The organism is Streptomyces sp. NRRL F-5650, from assembly GCF_000721365.1.
Lineage (GTDB): Bacteria > Actinomycetota > Actinomycetes > Streptomycetales > Streptomycetaceae > Streptomyces > Streptomyces ardesiacus.
The window spans coordinates 95,499-110,189 of the sequence record NZ_JOGV01000002.1; the positions used below are offsets into that span (position 1 = coordinate 95,499).

The following is a 14,691-nucleotide window of genomic DNA, read 5'->3' on the forward strand; positions in this document are numbered from 1 at the left end:
GCCGGCCGAGGTGATGCCCCCCCCACACGACCGACGAGTTTCTGGCCGCGGTGATGTCCGTGCGACGGCGGCGCCGGTGTCCCGAGGCGCGGGGCCTTCAACTGTTCCCTGGAGGAGGCATCGCCTCGAATCGTCCGGGCGTGAGGTTCCCCCTAGATGCGGGGAGAGGTGACAGCAGGTCAGATGGGGATCATGAGAGGAGCCCTGACGATGCCTGCCCCGAGAAAGTATCCGCTGGAGTTGCGTGAGCGTGCGGTGCGGATGTACCGCGCGTCCGAACCGAAGCCCGTGATCCGCCGCATGGCCGAGGAACTCGGCGTCCACCACGAGGCCCTGCGCGGCTGGATCCGTCAGGCCGAGGCCGACGCCGGCGTGCGGGACGACATGCTGACCACCGCCGAGCGTGAGGAGCTTGCCGCTCTGCGCAGGGAAAACGCGCTACTCAAGCGGGCGAACGGGGTGCTGCGGACGGCCTCGGCTCTTTTCGCGGCGCAGCTCGACCCGACCCGGCCCAGGTGACGGCGCTCGTCGACGAGCATCCGCATCTGGGGGTCGAGCCCGTACTCCGGGAGCTGAACATCCCCACCGCCACCTACTGCCGCTGGCGACAGGCCGAGAACGAACCGTGTCAACGGCGCTGCCAGGACGCCGAGTTGACCGACAGGTTCCGGCATATCCATGAGGAGTCCGGCGGCACTTACGGCTCGCCTCGTGTCCATGCCGTCCTGAAGGGCAACGGCGTGCACGTGGGCCGCAAGCGAGTCGAGCGGCTCATGCGCGAGGCCGACATCGCCGGCATCAGCCCCCGCCACGGCAGAAGCTTCACGTACAGCTTGAAGATCAGCTCGCCTATCTGCCCCCGCGTCCACAACTGTCCCGGAAGCCCCAGGTCGGAGGGGTTATGGTCGAGGACGGCCTGCCGGACGGCGGCCTGCTCGGCCTCGGTCAGGACTTGATGCTCGCAACGCGGCGGCCTCGCGGGCGGGACAGCAGTGCGGCCCGGCCGCCGGTCTGCCACCTCGCCCACCAGTTGTCCACGGCCTTGACCGACACCTTGAACAGGGCAGCGACCTCTACCCGGTCCCGGCCTTCCACCAGCGCGGACACCGCCAGCAACCGCACAGCCTCCTGCGCGTCCGACGACCATGTCCGTGCATCCCCCACCAGATCACTCACACACCGTCGCCGAGCCTGAACCCAAAGCGTTTCGGATCAATATCATGGCTCGCGGGACTGGAGCGGCGGGGAATTCTCATTGGGGCGCTCTCACGACATGCAGCGCGAATACACACCGGACGCCGGCGTATACCTGACCGATGACTTCAACAGGGCGGCCACACAGTACGCCGGTCCCGACGGAGTCGTGGTGCGGACCGAAGTGCCGAGATCGTTCGCTGATTCGGTGCTCCGCGAGCACAGCGGGCCCGCCGGACGTCAGCCGGAGTACTTCGTGGACACTCAGGAGGGGGTCGACGTCCTGAACGCAGGTTCTCCGCGCGTACTTCCGCAGCGAGACGCGGTGATTCAGCACATGATGGGCCAGTTTTAGAGTCTTGCGAGGAGCGCGGTAGTGGCAGGTTCGATCGTTCCCATGTCGGAGAGCATGCTGGCTCGTAACGTCTTCGGCCCGCTCGGTGGTGTCGTGGAGGTCGGGGCCGTGAATGCGACGGGTACCTGGTCCGTCTCGGACGTCTCGGTCGGCCGCTTCCTGGACGACCGGTCCGAGGACGTGGGGCGCCTGCTCGGCGGTATCCGATCGGTCTGCCGGTTCAGTGACTCGGGCATGGCCGTTGTCGACGAGCTGGGACGGCTGCGCGACCATGAGGTGCCCGCGGCTTTTCTGCTCCTGTGGTCCGCGGGTGTCACGGGGGTTCCCGAGCCTCTGGCGAAGCTGGAGGAGCCGGCGCTGGTTCGCCGCATGTGCCGTATGGCAGCGGACCTGCAGCTCACGCTTCTGCTTCAGGCGCTCGTCACCGCGGCCGTCGCGGCCGGGACCGAGGCCGGCCGGGGCGGGGAGCAGATCGTCGAGGTGATGACCATCGCCTGCGCCCTGGCGGACCCGGGCGGCGGGAGCACTCCCAGCCTGGTCTTCCGCATGTGGCGTGTCGCGCACTTGCCGGACCTCCTGCGGCCCGAGTCGGACGCACCGGACGAAGGGAAGGCCGGATTCCGGGCATACGACGAGATTCTGGATCAGTTGCTCGGTGTGTCCTGACGGGGTGACCGTCCGGACGCGGCACCCGGGTTTGATCTCCGCCACCCCCGGGGTATTCTCTCCGGCCCGATTGGCCACCCCCATGCCCCGTATGGCAGACTAGCGGGGTTGCTCGGTCGAGTGCCGATGCTGCGCGCCTCCCGCCGGGAGGACCGGAAGCGAGTCCCACAGTACTCGTCGTCCCTGCTCAGGGGCGGACGTACGGGAATCTTCCGGGAAGCGTCAGCGGGGTTCCGGCCAGGCACCCGGTGGGCCTCTCGCCCCCGGTCCGCGGTTCCGGAAGGGCCCGCACTCCCCGGCAGGGAAGTCCTGAGAAGGGACATCTGTGTCAGCGGGAGCGCGACACGCCCGACCGCGTGGGTCGGAGGGGGAGCGGAATGGACAAGGACCACCGGGTCCAGAGCGTTACGAGAGACAGGACTACTGAGTAGCCATGGCGGGACAGAAGATCCGCATCCGGCTCAAGGCCTACGACCACGAGGTCATCGACTCCTCGGCGAAGAAGATCGTCGAGACGGTGACCCGCACTGGTGCGTCGGTCGCGGGCCCGGTGCCGCTGCCCACTGAGAAGAACGTGTACTGCGTCATCAAGTCGCCGCACAAGTACAAGGACTCGCGCGAGCACTTCGAGATGCGCACGCACAAGCGCCTGATCGACATCCTCGACCCGACCCCCAAGACCGTTGACTCTCTGATGCGACTCGACCTCCCGGCCGGTGTCGACATCGAGATCAAGCTCTGAGGCCGGTGATCTGAGAGATGACGAAGCAGATCAAGGGCATCCTGGGCGAGAAGCTCGGCATGACGCAGGTGTGGGACGCGAACAACCGCGTCGTTCCGGTCACCGTCGTCAAGGCCGGCCCCAACGTCGTCACCCAGGTCCGCACGAACGACGTCGACGGCTACGAGTCCGTCCAGATCGCGTTCGGCGAGATCGACCCGCGCAAGGTGAACAAGCCCCTCAAGGGCCACTTCGCCAAGGCCGACGTCACCCCCCGCCGCCACCTCGTCGAGATCCGCACGGCCGACGCCTCCGAGTACACCCTCGGTCAGGAAGTCACCGCCGAGGTCTTCGAGGCCGGCGTCAAGGTCGACGTGACCGGCAAGAGCAAGGGCAAGGGCTTCGCCGGTGTCATGAAGCGTCACAACTTCAAGGGCCTCGGCGCCGGACACGGCACCCAGCGCAAGCACCGCTCGCCCGGTTCCATCGGTGGCTGCGCCACCCCGGGCCGCGTGTTCAAGGGCCTCCGCATGGCCGGCCGCATGGGCAACGAGCGGGTCACCACCCAGAACCTGACCGTCCACGCCGTTGACGCGGAGAAGGGTCTGCTGCTCATCAAGGGCGCGGTTCCCGGTCCGAACGGCGGCCTCGTCCTGGTCCGCACCGCGGCCAAGGGGGCCTGAGGTAACCGATGAGCACTGTTGACATCCTTTCGCCGGCCGGCGAGAAGACCGGAAGCGTCGAGCTGCCCGAGGGCATCTTCGGCGTGGAGAAGGTCAGCATTCCGCTGATCCACCAGGTCGTCGTCGCGCAGCTGGCCGCTGCCCGCCAGGGCACGCACAAGACCAAGACCCGCGGCGAGGTCCGTGGTGGCGGCAAGAAGCCGTACCGCCAGAAGGGCACCGGCCGCGCCCGTCAGGGTTCGACCCGTGCGCCGCAGTTCGCCGGCGGTGGCGTCGTCCACGGCCCGCAGCCGCGTGACTACTCGCAGCGGACCCCGAAGAAGATGAAGGCCGCGGCCCTGCGCCACGCCCTCACCGACCGGGCCCGCCACAACCGCATCCACGTCGTCACCGGCGTCATCGAGGGCGAGACCCCGTCCACGAAGGCCGCCCGGACGCTGTTCGGCAAGATCTCGGAGCGCAAGAACCTGCTCCTGGTCGCCGACCGCACCGACGAGGCCGCGTGGCTGTCCGCCCGCAACCTGCCCCAGATCCACATCCTGGAGCCGGGCCAGCTGAACACGTACGACGTTCTCGTCTCGGACGACGTGGTCTTCACCCAGGCCGCCTTCGAGTCCTTCGTGTCCGGCCCGAAGGCCAATGACACCGAAGGGAGCGAGGCCTGATGGCTACGCGTCACCCGAGCATCGCCTCCAAGGCGGCCAAGGCCGCCAAGGCCGCGCGCGTCGCCAAGGCGCGCCGCCACGAGGCCGAGGGCAAGAACACCGTCGTCACCCCGGCCAGCAAGGCGTTCACGGACCCCCGTGACGTGCTGCTGAAGCCGGTCGTGTCCGAGAAGAGCTACGCGCTCCTCGACGAGAACAAGTACACGTTCATCGTCGCGCCGGGCTCCAACAAGACCCAGATCAAGGAGGCCGTCCAGGCGGTCTTCTCGGTCAAGGTCACCGGGGTCAACACGATCAACCGCCAGGGCAAGCGGAAGCGGACCCGCACGGGCTTCGGCAAGCGTGCCGACAGCAAGCGCGCGATCGTGACCCTCGCCGAGGGCGACCGCATCGACATCTTCGGCGGTCCGACCTCCTGACGGAGGTCCGGATCGTCCGGAATCGGACGAGGACTGAGAAATGGGAATCCGCAAGTACAAGCCGACGACGCCGGGCCGCCGTGGCTCCTCCGTCGCCGACTTCGTCGAGGTCACGCGGTCCACGCCGGAGAAGTCGCTGGTCCGCCCCCTGCACAGCAAGGGCGGCCGTAACAACGCCGGTCGTGTGACCGTTCGCCACCAGGGTGGCGGACACAAGCGCGCCTACCGTGTCATCGACTTCCGTCGGCACGACAAGGACGGCGTGCCGGCGAAGGTCGCGCACATCGAGTACGACCCCAACCGCACCGCGCGCATCGCGCTGCTGCACTACGCCGACGGCGAGAAGCGCTACATCCTCGCCCCGCGCAACCTGCAGCAGGGCGACCGCGTCGAGAACGGTCCCGGGGCCGACATCAAGCCGGGCAACAACCTGGCGCTCCGCAACATCCCGGTCGGTACCACGATCCACGCGATCGAGCTCCGTCCCGGTGGCGGCGCCAAGTTCGCCCGCTCCGCCGGTGCCTCCGTGCAGCTGCTCGCGAAGGAGGGCTCGATGGCCCACCTGCGCATGCCGTCCGGAGAGATCCGCCTGGTCGACCAGCGCTGCCGCGCCACGGTCGGCGAGGTCGGCAACGCCGAGCAGAGCAACATCAACTGGGGCAAGGCGGGCCGCAAGCGGTGGCTGGGCGTTCGCCCGACCGTCCGTGGTGTGGTCATGAACCCGGTGGACCACCCGCACGGTGGTGGTGAGGGCCGGACCTCCGGTGGTCGTCACCCCGTGTCCCCGTGGGGCAAGAAGGAAGGCCGTACTCGTTCGCCCAAGAAGGCGTCGAACAAGTACATCGTCCGCCGCCGCAAGACGAACAAGAAGCGCTAAGGACGGGTTGAGATGCCTCGTAGCTTGAAGAAGGGGCCCTTCGTCGACGACCACCTGATCAAGAAGGTGGACGCCCAGAACGAAGCGGGCACCAAGAACGTCATCAAGACCTGGTCCCGTCGCTCGATGATCGTCCCGGCGATGCTCGGCCACACGATCGCGGTGCACAACGGCAAGACCCACATCCCGGTGTTTGTCACCGAGTCCATGGTCGGCCACAAGCTCGGCGAGTTCTCGCCGACGCGCACCTTCCGGGGTCACGTCAAGGACGACCGGAAGTCGAAGCGCCGCTAACAGCGGGGTGGATTGACCATGACAAACACTGAAGGGACAACCATGGAAGCCAGGGCCCAGGCGCGGTACATCCGCGTCACGCCCATGAAGGCCCGCCGCGTGGTGGACCTCATCCGTGGCATGGACGCCACGGAGGCTCAGGCGGTCCTGCGTTTCGCCCCGCAGGCCGCGAGCGTGCCGGTCGGCAAGGTGCTGGACAGCGCCATCGCCAACGCCGCGCACAACTACGACCACACCGACGCCGACAGCCTCTACATCTCCGAGGCCTACGTCGACGAGGGCCCGACCCTGAAGCGGTTCCGTCCGCGCGCCCAGGGCCGCGCCTACCGGATCCGCAAGCGGACCAGCCACATCACCGTGGTCGTCAGCAGCAAGGAAGGAACCCGGTAATGGGCCAGAAGGTAAACCCGCACGGGTTCCGGCTCGGTGTCACGACCGACTTCAAGTCGCGTTGGTACGCCGACAAGCTGTACAAGGACTACGTCAAGGAAGACGTCGCCATCCGTCGGATGCTGACGTCCGGCATGGAGCGCGCCGGCATCTCCAAGGTCGAGATCGAGCGCACCCGTGACCGTGTCCGCGTGGACATCCACACGGCTCGTCCGGGCATCGTCATCGGCCGCCGCGGTGCGGAGGCCGACAAGATCCGCGGTCAGCTCGAGAAGCTCACCGGCAAGCAGGTCCAGCTGAACATCCTCGAGGTCAAGAGCCCCGAGACCGATGCCCAACTGGTCGCCCAGGCCGTCGCCGAGCAGCTCTCCTCCCGCGTCTCCTTCCGTCGCGCCATGCGCAAGAGCATGCAGGGCACGATGAAGGCCGGCGCCAAGGGCATCAAGATCCAGTGCGGTGGCCGCCTCGGTGGCGCCGAGATGTCCCGCTCGGAGTTCTACCGCGAGGGCCGTGTGCCCCTGCACACGCTCCGCGCGAACGTGGACTACGGCTTCTTCGAGGCCAAGACGACCTTCGGCCGCATCGGTGTGAAGGTCTGGATCTACAAGGGCGACGTCAAGAACATCGCCGAGGTCCGCGCCGAGAACGCCGCCGCCCGCGCCGGCAACCGTCCGGCCCGTGGCGGCAGCGACCGCCCGGCCCGCGGTGGCCGCGGTGGCGAGCGTCGTGGGCGCAAGCCGCAGCAGCAGTCGGCTCCGGCCGCCGAGGCCCCCAAGGCCGAGGCGCCCGCCGCTGCCGCTCCGGCTGAGAGCACCGGAACGGAGGCCTGACCGTCATGCTGATCCCCCGTAGGGTCAAGCACCGCAAGCAGCACCACCCCAAGCGCCGCGGCATGGCCAAGGGCGGTACGCAGGTTGCGTTCGGCGAGTACGGCATCCAGGCCCTCACGCCGGCGTACGTGACCAACCGCCAGATCGAGGCCGCCCGTATCGCGATGACCCGCCACATCAAGCGTGGCGGCAAGGTCTGGATCAACATCTACCCGGACCGCCCGCTCACGAAGAAGCCGGCCGAGACCCGCATGGGTTCCGGCAAGGGTTCTCCGGAGTGGTGGATCGCGAACGTGCACCCGGGCCGGGTCATGTTCGAGCTGTCCTACCCCAACGAGAAGATCGCCCGTGAGGCGCTGACGCGTGCGGCCCACAAGCTGCCGATGAAGTGCCGGATCGTCAAGCGCGAGGCAGGTGAAGCGTGATGTCGGCCGGTACCAAGGCGTCCGAGCTGCGCGAGCTGGGCAACGAGGAGCTTCTGGCGAAGCTCCGCGAGGCCAAGGAAGAGCTGTTCAACCTCCGCTTCCAGGCGGCCACGGGTCAGCTCGAGAACCATGGCCGTCTCAAGGCGGTCCGCAAGGACATCGCCCGGATCTACACCCTCATGCGTGAGCGTGAGCTCGGCATCGAGACGGTGGAGAACGCCTGATGAGCGAGAGCAACGTGACTGAAGAGACGAAGGCCGCCCGCGGCTTCCGCAAGACCCGTGAGGGTCTGGTCGTCAGCGACAAGATGGACAAGACCGTCGTCGTCGCCGTCGAGGACCGCGTCAAGCACGCGCTGTACGGCAAGGTCATCCGCCGTACGGAGAAGCTGAAGGCGCACGACGAGCAGAACGCCGCGGGCGTCGGCGACCGCGTCCTCCTCATGGAGACCCGGCCGCTGTCCGCGACCAAGCGCTGGCGCGTCGTCGAGATCCTCGAGAAGGCCAAGTAAAAGATCTCCTGCGGGGCATTCCCCGCAGGACAGTTCCGCCAGGCTCCGGGAGCCGCTCACCCAGGTGAACGGCTCCCGGGGAACCGGCAGACATTCAGGAGATAGACGTGATCCAGCAGGAGTCGCGACTGCGTGTCGCCGACAACACGGGTGCGAAGGAAATCCTCACCATCCGTGTGCTCGGTGGCTCCGGTCGCCGCTACGCGGGTATCGGTGACGTCATCGTCGCCACCGTCAAGGACGCGATCCCCGGTGGCAACGTGAAGAAGGGTGACGTCGTCAAGGCGGTCATCGTTCGCACCGTCAAGGAGCGCCGCCGTCCGGACGGCTCGTACATCCGCTTCGACGAGAACGCCGCCGTCATTCTGAAGAACGACGGCGACCCTCGCGGCACCCGTATCTTCGGCCCGGTCGGTCGTGAGCTGCGCGAGAAGAAGTTCATGAAGATCATCTCCCTCGCGCCGGAGGTGCTGTGAGCATGAAGATCAAGAAGGGCGACCTGGTCCAGGTCATCACCGGCAAGGACAAGGGCAAGCAGGGCAAGGTCATCGCGGCCTTCCCGCGCGAGGACCGTGTCCTGGTCGAGGGTGTCAACCGGGTCAAGAAGCACACCAAGGCCGGTCCGACCGCTCGCGGTTCGCAGGCCGGCGGCATCGTGACCACCGAGGCCCCGATCCACGTCTCCAACGTCCAGCTGGTCGTGGAGAAGGACGGCAACAAGGTCGTCACGCGCGTCGGTTACCGCTTCGACGACGAGGGCAACAAGATCCGCGTTGCCAAGCGGACGGGTGAGGACATCTGATGGCTACCACCACCACTCCGCGTCTCAAGACGAAGTACCGCGAGGAGATCGCGGGCAAGCTGCGTGAGGAGTTCTCCTACGAGAACGTCATGCAGATCCCCGGCCTCGTCAAGATCGTGGTCAACATGGGTGTCGGCGACGCCGCCCGTGACTCGAAGCTGATCGAGGGCGCGATCCGCGACCTGACCACCATCACCGGTCAGAAGCCGGCCGTCACCAAGGCCCGCAAGTCCATCGCGCAGTTCAAGCTGCGTGAGGGTCAGCCGATCGGTGCCCACGTCACGCTCCGTGGCGACCGCATGTGGGAGTTCCTGGACCGCACCCTGTCGCTCGCGCTGCCGCGCATCCGCGACTTCCGCGGTCTGTCCCCCAAGCAGTTCGACGGCCGTGGCAACTACACCTTCGGTCTCACCGAGCAGGTCATGTTCCACGAGATCGACCAGGACAAGATCGACCGCACCCGGGGTATGGACATCACCGTGGTGACCACGGCGACCAACGACGCTGAGGGCCGCGCGCTCCTCCGTCACCTCGGCTTCCCCTTCAAGGAGGCGTGAGCGAGATGGCGAAGAAGGCTCTGATTGCCAAGGCTGCTCGCAAGCCCAAGTTCGGTGTCCGCGGCTACACGCGCTGCCAGCGCTGCGGCCGTCCGCACTCCGTCTACCGCAAGTTCGGCCTGTGCCGCGTGTGCCTTCGTGAGATGGCTCACCGTGGCGAGCTGCCGGGCGTGACCAAGAGCTCCTGGTAATCCGGTAATTCCGGGTTATTCAGACTCTCGGTAAGCAACTGGGTCGGCAGAGGCCCGCCCTCGCATGCCGTAGGCTTGCGGGGTTGGGCGTCTGCCGCCCGTACGCCCGCGGGCCGAGCCCGCAAATGACTGCTTACTACGCCGTAGGTCCACCGCGCCGCACCCGTCCCGTCTCGGATCGGGGAGAGGGATGGCGCACCAGGAAACCCCGGCGAGAGAGGCCGAAGGCCAATTCATGACCATGACTGATCCGATCGCAGACATGCTTACGCGTCTGCGGAACGCGAACTCGGCGTACCACGACTCCGTGACGATGCCGGCGTCCAAGATCAAGTCTCACATCGCGGAGATCCTCCAGCAGGAGGGCTTCATCACGGGCTGGAAGACCGAGGACGCCGAGGTCGGCAAGAACCTCGTCCTCGAGCTGAAGTTCGGCCCGAACCGTGAGCGCTCCATCGCGGGCATCAAGCGGATCTCCAAGCCCGGTCTCCGGGTGTACGCGAAGTCCACCAACCTGCCCAAGGTGCTGGGCGGCCTCGGCGTGGCGATCATCTCCACGTCGCACGGGCTCCTCACCGACAAGCAGGCCGGCAAGAAGGGCGTAGGCGGAGAAGTTCTCGCCTACGTCTGGTAACGGAAGGGAACGGAGGAAACAGCTATGTCGCGCATCGGCAAGCTCCCCATCGCGGTTCCCGCCGGCGTGGACGTCACCATCGACGGCCGTACGGTCTCGGTCAAGGGCCCCAAGGGCACGCTGACCCACACCGTCGTGGCGCCGATCGACATCGCCAAGGGTGAGGACGGCGTGCTGAACGTCACCCGCCCCAACGACGAGCGTCAGAGCAAGGCCCTGCACGGCCTGTCCCGCACGCTGGTGGCGAACATGATCACCGGCGTGACCCAGGGTTACGTGAAGAAGCTCGAGATCAGCGGTGTCGGTTACCGCGTTGTCGCCAAGGGTTCGAACCTGGAGTTCTCCCTGGGCTACAGCCACCCGATCACGGTCGAGGCCCCCGAGGGGATCACCTTCAAGGTGGAGAACCCGACCCACTTCTCGGTCGAGGGCATCGACAAGCAGAAGGTCGGCGAGGTTGCGGCCAACATCCGCAAGCTGCGCAAGCCCGACCCGTACAAGGCCAAGGGCGTCAAGTACGAGGGCGAAGTCATCCGCCGCAAGGTCGGAAAGGCGGGTAAGTAAGCCATGGCATACGGACAGAAGATCCTCAAGGGCGACGCCTACAAGCGCGCCGCGATCAAGCGCCGTCACATCCGGATTCGCAAGAATCTCTCGGGTACGGCGGAGCGTCCCCGTCTGGTCGTTACCCGTTCGAACCGCCACATCGTGGCCCAGGTGATCGACGACCTCAAGGGTCACACCCTTGCGTCGGCGTCCACCCTGGACTCCTCGATCCGTGGCGGCGAGGCCGACAAGTCCGCGCAGGCCAAGCAGGTCGGCGCCCTGGTCGCCGAGCGCGCCAAGGCCGCCGGCATCGAGGCCGTCGTGTTCGACCGTGGTGGCAACCAGTACGCCGGGCGCATCGCCGCCCTGGCGGACGCCGCCCGCGAAGCCGGTCTGAAGTTCTGAGCCGGTTCCGTAACGCTAGCGGAAACAGAGAGAGGTAATTCCAATGGCTGGACCCCAGCGCCGCGGCAGCGGTGCCGGTGGCGGCGAGCGGCGGGACCGGAAGGGCCGTGACGGTGGCGCAGGTGCCGCCGAGAAGACCGCTTACGTTGAGCGCGTCGTCGCGATCAACCGCGTCGCCAAGGTTGTGAAGGGTGGTCGTCGCTTCAGCTTCACCGCGCTGGTCGTGGTGGGCGACGGTGACGGCACCGTGGGTGTCGGATACGGCAAGGCCAAGGAGGTGCCGGCCGCCATCGCCAAGGGCGTTGAGGAGGCCAAGAAGCACTTCTTCAAGGTCCCCCGCATCCAGGGCACCATCCCGCACCCCATCCAGGGTGAGAAGGCTGCCGGCGTCGTGCTGCTCAAGCCCGCGTCCCCCGGTACCGGCGTTATCGCCGGTGGTCCGGTGCGCGCCGTGCTCGAGTGCGCCGGTATCCACGACGTGCTGTCGAAGTCGCTCGGCTCCGACAACCAGATCAACATCGTGCACGCGACCGTGGAGGCCCTCAAGGGCCTGCAGCGTCCCGAGGAGATCGCGGCCCGCCGTGGTCTGCCGCTGGAGGACGTCGCCCCCGCGGCTCTTCTCCGTGCGCGTGCCGGGGCGGGTGCGTAATCATGGCGCAGCTCAAGATTACGCAGGTCAAGTCCTACATCGGCAGCAAGCAGAACCACCGTGACACCCTGCGCTCCCTCGGTCTCAAGGGGATCAACACGCAGGTCGTCAAGGAGGACCGCCCCGAGTTCCGCGGCATGGTGCACACCGTCCGCCACCTCGTGACGGTCGAGGAGGTCGACTGATCATGGCGGAGCAGAACCCGCTCAAGATCCACAACCTCCGTCCCGCCCCGGGCGCCAAGACCGCCAAGACCCGTGTCGGTCGTGGTGAGGCGTCGAAGGGTAAGACGGCCGGTCGTGGTACCAAGGGCACGAAGGCCCGTTACCAGGTTCCGGAGCGCTTCGAGGGTGGGCAGATGCCCCTCCACATGCGTCTCCCGAAGCTGAAGGGCTTCAAGAACCCGTTCAAGACCGAGTACCAGGTCGTGAACCTCGACAAGCTGGCCGCGCTGTACCCCGAGGGTGGCGAGGTCACCGTCGAGGGCCTCGTGGCCAAGGGTGCCGTTCGCAAGAACAGCCTCGTCAAGGTCCTCGGCCAGGGCGAGGTCTCCGTGGCGCTGCAGGTGACGGTCGACGCCGTCTCCGGCTCCGCCAAGGAGAAGATCACCGCCGCCGGCGGTACCGTCACCGAGCTCGTCTGAACCCTTCAGGCGCCTCGATGACTTGAGCGATCCCGACCGGGGATACCCACAAAAGGGGTATCCCCGGTTGGTCGTTCCAAGGGCATGGGTCCCGCCGGTAAGGTGGCCTGCGCTGCCCTCTTTCACGGGTGTCTCACATGAGGCACTCTGGACGGCGGTCCAGCGTTAGTCACTTAGCCGTCCACTTGTCAGTCGTCAGTCGAACCTCAAGACCGTCACCCTTGACGCAGTAGCGCGGGGGTCGCAGGAGGCACCGTGCTCACCGCGTTCGCCCGGGCGTTCAAGACGCCCGACCTGCGCAAGAAGCTGCTCTTCACGCTCGGCATCATCGTGGTGTACCGGCTCGGTACCCACATTCCCATTCCAGGCGTCGACTACAAGAGCGTCCAGGAGTGCGTGGACCAGGCGTCCGGCAACCAGGGGCTCTTCGGCCTGGTCAACATGTTCAGCGGTGGCGCCCTGCTGCAGATCACGGTCTTCGCGCTCGGCATCATGCCGTACATCACGGCGAGCATCATTCTGCAGCTGCTGACCGTCGTGATCCCGCGCCTGGAAGCCCTCAAGAAGGAGGGCCAGGCCGGCACGGCGAAGATCACGCAGTACACCCGCTACCTGACCGTCGCGCTCGCCATCCTCCAGGGCACCGGCCTGGTGGCCACCGCGCGCAGCGGCGCCCTCTTCTCCGGCTGCACCGTCGCCGGGCAGATCGTTCCCGACCAGGCGATCTTCACCACCGTCGTCATGGTGATCACCATGACCGCCGGTACGGCCGTCGTCATGTGGCTCGGCGAGCTGATCACCGACCGCGGCATCGGCAACGGCATGTCGATCCTGATGTTCATCTCGATCGCCGCGACCTTCCCCTCCGCCCTGTGGGCCATCAAGAAGCAGGGCGACCTGGCGGGCGGCTGGATCGAGTTCGGCACCGTCATCCTCGTCGGCCTGGTCATGGTCGGCCTGGTGGTCTTCGTGGAGCAGGCCCAGCGCCGCATTCCGGTGCAGTACGCCAAGCGCATGATCGGCCGCCGCTCCTACGGCGGCACCTCGACGTACATCCCGCTCAAGGTGAACCAGGCGGGTGTCATCCCCGTCATCTTCGCCTCGTCGCTGCTCTACATTCCGGCGCTGATCGTCCAGTTCTCCGGCTCGACCGCGGGCTGGGCCACCTGGATCCAGAAGAACCTCGCCGACACGGCCGCCACGCCGCACATCATTCTGTACTTCCTCCTGATCGTGTTCTTCGCCTTCTTCTACGTGGCGATCTCGTTCAACCCCGAGGAAGTCGCGGACAACATGAAGAAGTATGGTGGCTTCATCCCGGGCATCCGGGCTGGCCGACCGACCGCTGAGTATCTGAGCTACGTACTCAACCGGATCACCTGGCCGGGTTCGCTGTACTTGGGTCTGATCGCTCTCGTCCCGACAATGGCGTTGGCTGGTTTCGGGGCAAACCAGAACTTCCCGTTCGGCGGCACCAGCATCCTGATCATCGTGGGTGTCGGTCTCGAGACGGTGAAGCAGATCGAGAGCCAGCTCCAGCAGCGCAATTACGAAGGGTTCCTCCGCTGATGCGAATCGTCCTCGTCGGGCCTCCGGGTGCCGGAAAGGGAACGCAGGCCACCCGCCTTGCCGAGACGCTGCACATTCCGCACATCTCGACGGGCGACCTGTTCCGCGCGAACATCAGCCAGCAGACCGAACTGGGCAAGCTCGCGAAGTCCTACATGGACGCCGGCAATCTCGTGCCGGACGAGGTCACCATCGCCATGGCGAAGGACCGCATGGAGCAGCCCGACGCCGAGGGCGGCTTCCTGCTGGACGGTTTCCCGCGCAACGTCTCCCAGGCCGAGGCACTGGACGAACTGCTCGAGACCGAGGACATGAAGCTCGACGCGGTGCTGGACCTGGAGGCCCCGGAGGACGAGGTCGTCAAGCGCATCGCCGGCCGCCGCGTCTGCCGCAACGACTCGGCCCACGTCTTCCACGTGACGTACACCCCGCCGAAGCAGGAAGGCGTCTGCGACGTCTGCGGCGGCGAGCTGTACCAGCGGGACGACGACTCCGAGGAGACGGTCCGCAAGCGGCTGGAGGTCTACCACACGCAGACCGAGCCGATCATCGACTACTACAAGTCGCAGGGCCTGGTCGCCACCATCGCGGCGACGGGCCCCGTGGACGAGGTCACCCGCCGTGCGCTGGAGGCGCTCAAGCGCGACCAGTAGTACTCCGCCCGG

General features: G+C 66.9%; 28 protein-coding genes. 27 read left to right on the top strand and 1 reads right to left on the bottom strand.

Annotation, left to right across the window (positions count from 1 at the left end; all coding sequences use genetic code 11):
• Positions 1-210: 210 nt before the first annotated feature.
• Together IG88_RS0103330 and IG88_RS45220 are read left to right on the top strand one after the other, a co-directional pair.
• Positions 211-519: a transposase gene (locus tag IG88_RS0103330; RefSeq protein WP_031034773.1), complete on the top strand. Its 309-nt coding sequence runs from the start codon at positions 211-213 to the stop codon at positions 517-519.
• On the top strand, positions 516-956 hold the full coding sequence (locus IG88_RS45220) for an IS3 family transposase (RefSeq protein WP_420712066.1): 441 nt from the start codon (positions 516-518) through the stop codon (positions 954-956). The genes IG88_RS0103330 and IG88_RS45220 overlap by 4 nt, the downstream gene beginning before the upstream one ends.
• Here the strand turns inward: IG88_RS45220 and IG88_RS45225 are convergent.
• Positions 946-1,107, bottom strand: a complete 162-nt coding sequence (locus IG88_RS45225; RefSeq protein ID WP_420712069.1) for a helix-turn-helix domain-containing protein — start codon at positions 1,105-1,107, stop codon at positions 946-948. The genes IG88_RS45220 and IG88_RS45225 overlap by 11 nt on opposite strands.
• A 166-nt stretch (positions 1,108-1,273) precedes the next feature.
• On the opposite strand from IG88_RS45225, the gene IG88_RS0103340 reads away from it, so the two are divergent.
• The 25 genes from IG88_RS0103340 (at position 1,274) to IG88_RS0103460 (ending at position 14,679) form a co-directional block, all read left to right on the top strand.
• Complete coding sequence (locus IG88_RS0103340; protein WP_031034774.1) at positions 1,274-1,549, top strand: hypothetical protein; 276 nt, start codon at positions 1,274-1,276, stop codon at positions 1,547-1,549.
• 21 nt (positions 1,550-1,570) lie between these two features.
• Positions 1,571-2,215 carry a hypothetical protein gene (locus tag IG88_RS0103345; RefSeq protein ID WP_234331994.1) on the top strand — a complete coding sequence of 215 codons (645 nt, stop codon included), beginning with the start codon at positions 1,571-1,573 and terminating at the stop codon, positions 2,213-2,215.
• 433 nt (positions 2,216-2,648) lie between these two features.
• Positions 2,649-2,957, top strand: a complete 309-nt coding sequence (gene rpsJ / locus IG88_RS0103350) for a 30S ribosomal protein S10 (protein ID WP_003948644.1) — start codon at positions 2,649-2,651, stop codon at positions 2,955-2,957.
• 17 nt (positions 2,958-2,974) lie between these two features.
• Positions 2,975-3,619 (top strand): 50S ribosomal protein L3, encoded by a 645-nt coding sequence (rplC, locus tag IG88_RS0103355; protein ID WP_031034776.1) that lies wholly within the window; start codon positions 2,975-2,977, stop codon positions 3,617-3,619.
• An 8-nt stretch (positions 3,620-3,627) separates the two neighbouring features.
• Positions 3,628-4,284: a 50S ribosomal protein L4 gene (gene rplD / locus IG88_RS0103360; protein WP_030400224.1), complete on the top strand. Its 657-nt coding sequence runs from the start codon at positions 3,628-3,630 to the stop codon at positions 4,282-4,284.
• Positions 4,284-4,703 (top strand): 50S ribosomal protein L23, encoded by a 420-nt coding sequence (gene rplW, locus IG88_RS0103365; RefSeq protein WP_007443985.1) that lies wholly within the window; start codon positions 4,284-4,286, stop codon positions 4,701-4,703. Before rplD ends, rplW begins: the two co-directional genes overlap by 1 nt.
• Before the next feature lie 40 nt (positions 4,704-4,743).
• Positions 4,744-5,580 (top strand): 50S ribosomal protein L2, encoded by an 837-nt coding sequence (gene rplB, locus IG88_RS0103370; RefSeq protein WP_030400225.1) that lies wholly within the window; start codon positions 4,744-4,746, stop codon positions 5,578-5,580.
• A gap of 12 nt (positions 5,581-5,592) precedes the next feature.
• Positions 5,593-5,874, top strand: coding sequence for a 30S ribosomal protein S19 (gene rpsS / locus IG88_RS0103375; RefSeq protein WP_010036728.1), 282 nt, complete (start codon positions 5,593-5,595; stop codon positions 5,872-5,874).
• Between the two features lie 42 nt (positions 5,875-5,916).
• Complete coding sequence (gene rplV, locus IG88_RS0103380) at positions 5,917-6,264, top strand: 50S ribosomal protein L22 (protein WP_019329637.1); 348 nt, start codon at positions 5,917-5,919, stop codon at positions 6,262-6,264.
• Entirely contained in the window at positions 6,264-7,094 is an 831-nt protein-coding gene (gene rpsC, locus IG88_RS0103385) for a 30S ribosomal protein S3 (protein ID WP_030400226.1), read from the top strand. Before rplV ends, rpsC begins: the two co-directional genes overlap by 1 nt.
• A gap of 5 nt (positions 7,095-7,099) precedes the next feature.
• The gene (gene rplP / locus IG88_RS0103390; RefSeq protein WP_003974260.1) at positions 7,100-7,519 is read left to right on the top strand and encodes a 50S ribosomal protein L16; all 420 of its coding nucleotides are present in this window, start codon (positions 7,100-7,102) and stop codon (positions 7,517-7,519) included.
• Positions 7,519-7,743, top strand: a complete 225-nt coding sequence (gene rpmC / locus IG88_RS0103395; RefSeq protein WP_007494763.1) for a 50S ribosomal protein L29 — start codon at positions 7,519-7,521, stop codon at positions 7,741-7,743. The genes rplP and rpmC overlap by 1 nt, the downstream gene beginning before the upstream one ends.
• On the top strand, positions 7,743-8,030 hold the full coding sequence (rpsQ, locus tag IG88_RS0103400) for a 30S ribosomal protein S17 (protein WP_019329634.1): 288 nt from the start codon (positions 7,743-7,745) through the stop codon (positions 8,028-8,030). The genes rpmC and rpsQ overlap by 1 nt, the downstream gene beginning before the upstream one ends.
• Positions 8,031-8,137: 107 nt before the next feature.
• Positions 8,138-8,506 carry a 50S ribosomal protein L14 gene (gene rplN / locus IG88_RS0103405; protein ID WP_003974257.1) on the top strand — a complete coding sequence of 123 codons (369 nt, stop codon included), beginning with the start codon at positions 8,138-8,140 and terminating at the stop codon, positions 8,504-8,506.
• 2 nt (positions 8,507-8,508) lie between these two features.
• The gene (gene rplX / locus IG88_RS0103410; protein WP_003992365.1) at positions 8,509-8,832 is read left to right on the top strand and encodes a 50S ribosomal protein L24; all 324 of its coding nucleotides are present in this window, start codon (positions 8,509-8,511) and stop codon (positions 8,830-8,832) included.
• Positions 8,832-9,389: a 50S ribosomal protein L5 gene (gene rplE, locus IG88_RS0103415; RefSeq protein ID WP_003974255.1), complete on the top strand. Its 558-nt coding sequence runs from the start codon at positions 8,832-8,834 to the stop codon at positions 9,387-9,389. The genes rplX and rplE overlap by 1 nt, the downstream gene beginning before the upstream one ends.
• 5 nt (positions 9,390-9,394) lie before the next feature.
• A complete protein-coding gene (locus tag IG88_RS0103420) occupies positions 9,395-9,580 on the top strand; it encodes a type Z 30S ribosomal protein S14 (protein WP_003948630.1) in 186 nt (61 codons plus the stop codon).
• Between the two features lie 235 nt (positions 9,581-9,815).
• Positions 9,816-10,214 (top strand): 30S ribosomal protein S8, encoded by a 399-nt coding sequence (gene rpsH, locus IG88_RS0103425; protein ID WP_026248232.1) that lies wholly within the window; start codon positions 9,816-9,818, stop codon positions 10,212-10,214.
• Positions 10,215-10,238: 24 nt separating this feature from the next.
• The gene (gene rplF / locus IG88_RS0103430) at positions 10,239-10,778 is read left to right on the top strand and encodes a 50S ribosomal protein L6 (protein ID WP_031034780.1); all 540 of its coding nucleotides are present in this window, start codon (positions 10,239-10,241) and stop codon (positions 10,776-10,778) included.
• Positions 10,779-10,781: 3 nt separating this feature from the next.
• Positions 10,782-11,165: a 50S ribosomal protein L18 gene (gene rplR, locus IG88_RS0103435; protein WP_031034783.1), complete on the top strand. Its 384-nt coding sequence runs from the start codon at positions 10,782-10,784 to the stop codon at positions 11,163-11,165.
• A 43-nt stretch (positions 11,166-11,208) separates the two neighbouring features.
• The gene (gene rpsE / locus IG88_RS0103440; protein ID WP_003974251.1) at positions 11,209-11,814 is read left to right on the top strand and encodes a 30S ribosomal protein S5; all 606 of its coding nucleotides are present in this window, start codon (positions 11,209-11,211) and stop codon (positions 11,812-11,814) included.
• 2 nt (positions 11,815-11,816) lie between these two features.
• Entirely contained in the window at positions 11,817-11,999 is a 183-nt protein-coding gene (rpmD, locus tag IG88_RS0103445) for a 50S ribosomal protein L30 (protein WP_003974250.1), read from the top strand.
• Between the two features lie 2 nt (positions 12,000-12,001).
• Positions 12,002-12,457, top strand: coding sequence for a 50S ribosomal protein L15 (gene rplO / locus IG88_RS0103450; protein WP_030745257.1), 456 nt, complete (start codon positions 12,002-12,004; stop codon positions 12,455-12,457).
• A 255-nt stretch (positions 12,458-12,712) separates the two neighbouring features.
• Positions 12,713-14,026 carry a preprotein translocase subunit SecY gene (gene secY / locus IG88_RS0103455; protein ID WP_031034785.1) on the top strand — a complete coding sequence of 438 codons (1,314 nt, stop codon included), beginning with the start codon at positions 12,713-12,715 and terminating at the stop codon, positions 14,024-14,026.
• A complete protein-coding gene (locus tag IG88_RS0103460) occupies positions 14,026-14,679 on the top strand; it encodes an adenylate kinase (protein WP_030400231.1) in 654 nt (217 codons plus the stop codon). The genes secY and IG88_RS0103460 overlap by 1 nt, the downstream gene beginning before the upstream one ends.
• Positions 14,680-14,691 lie beyond the last annotated feature (12 nt).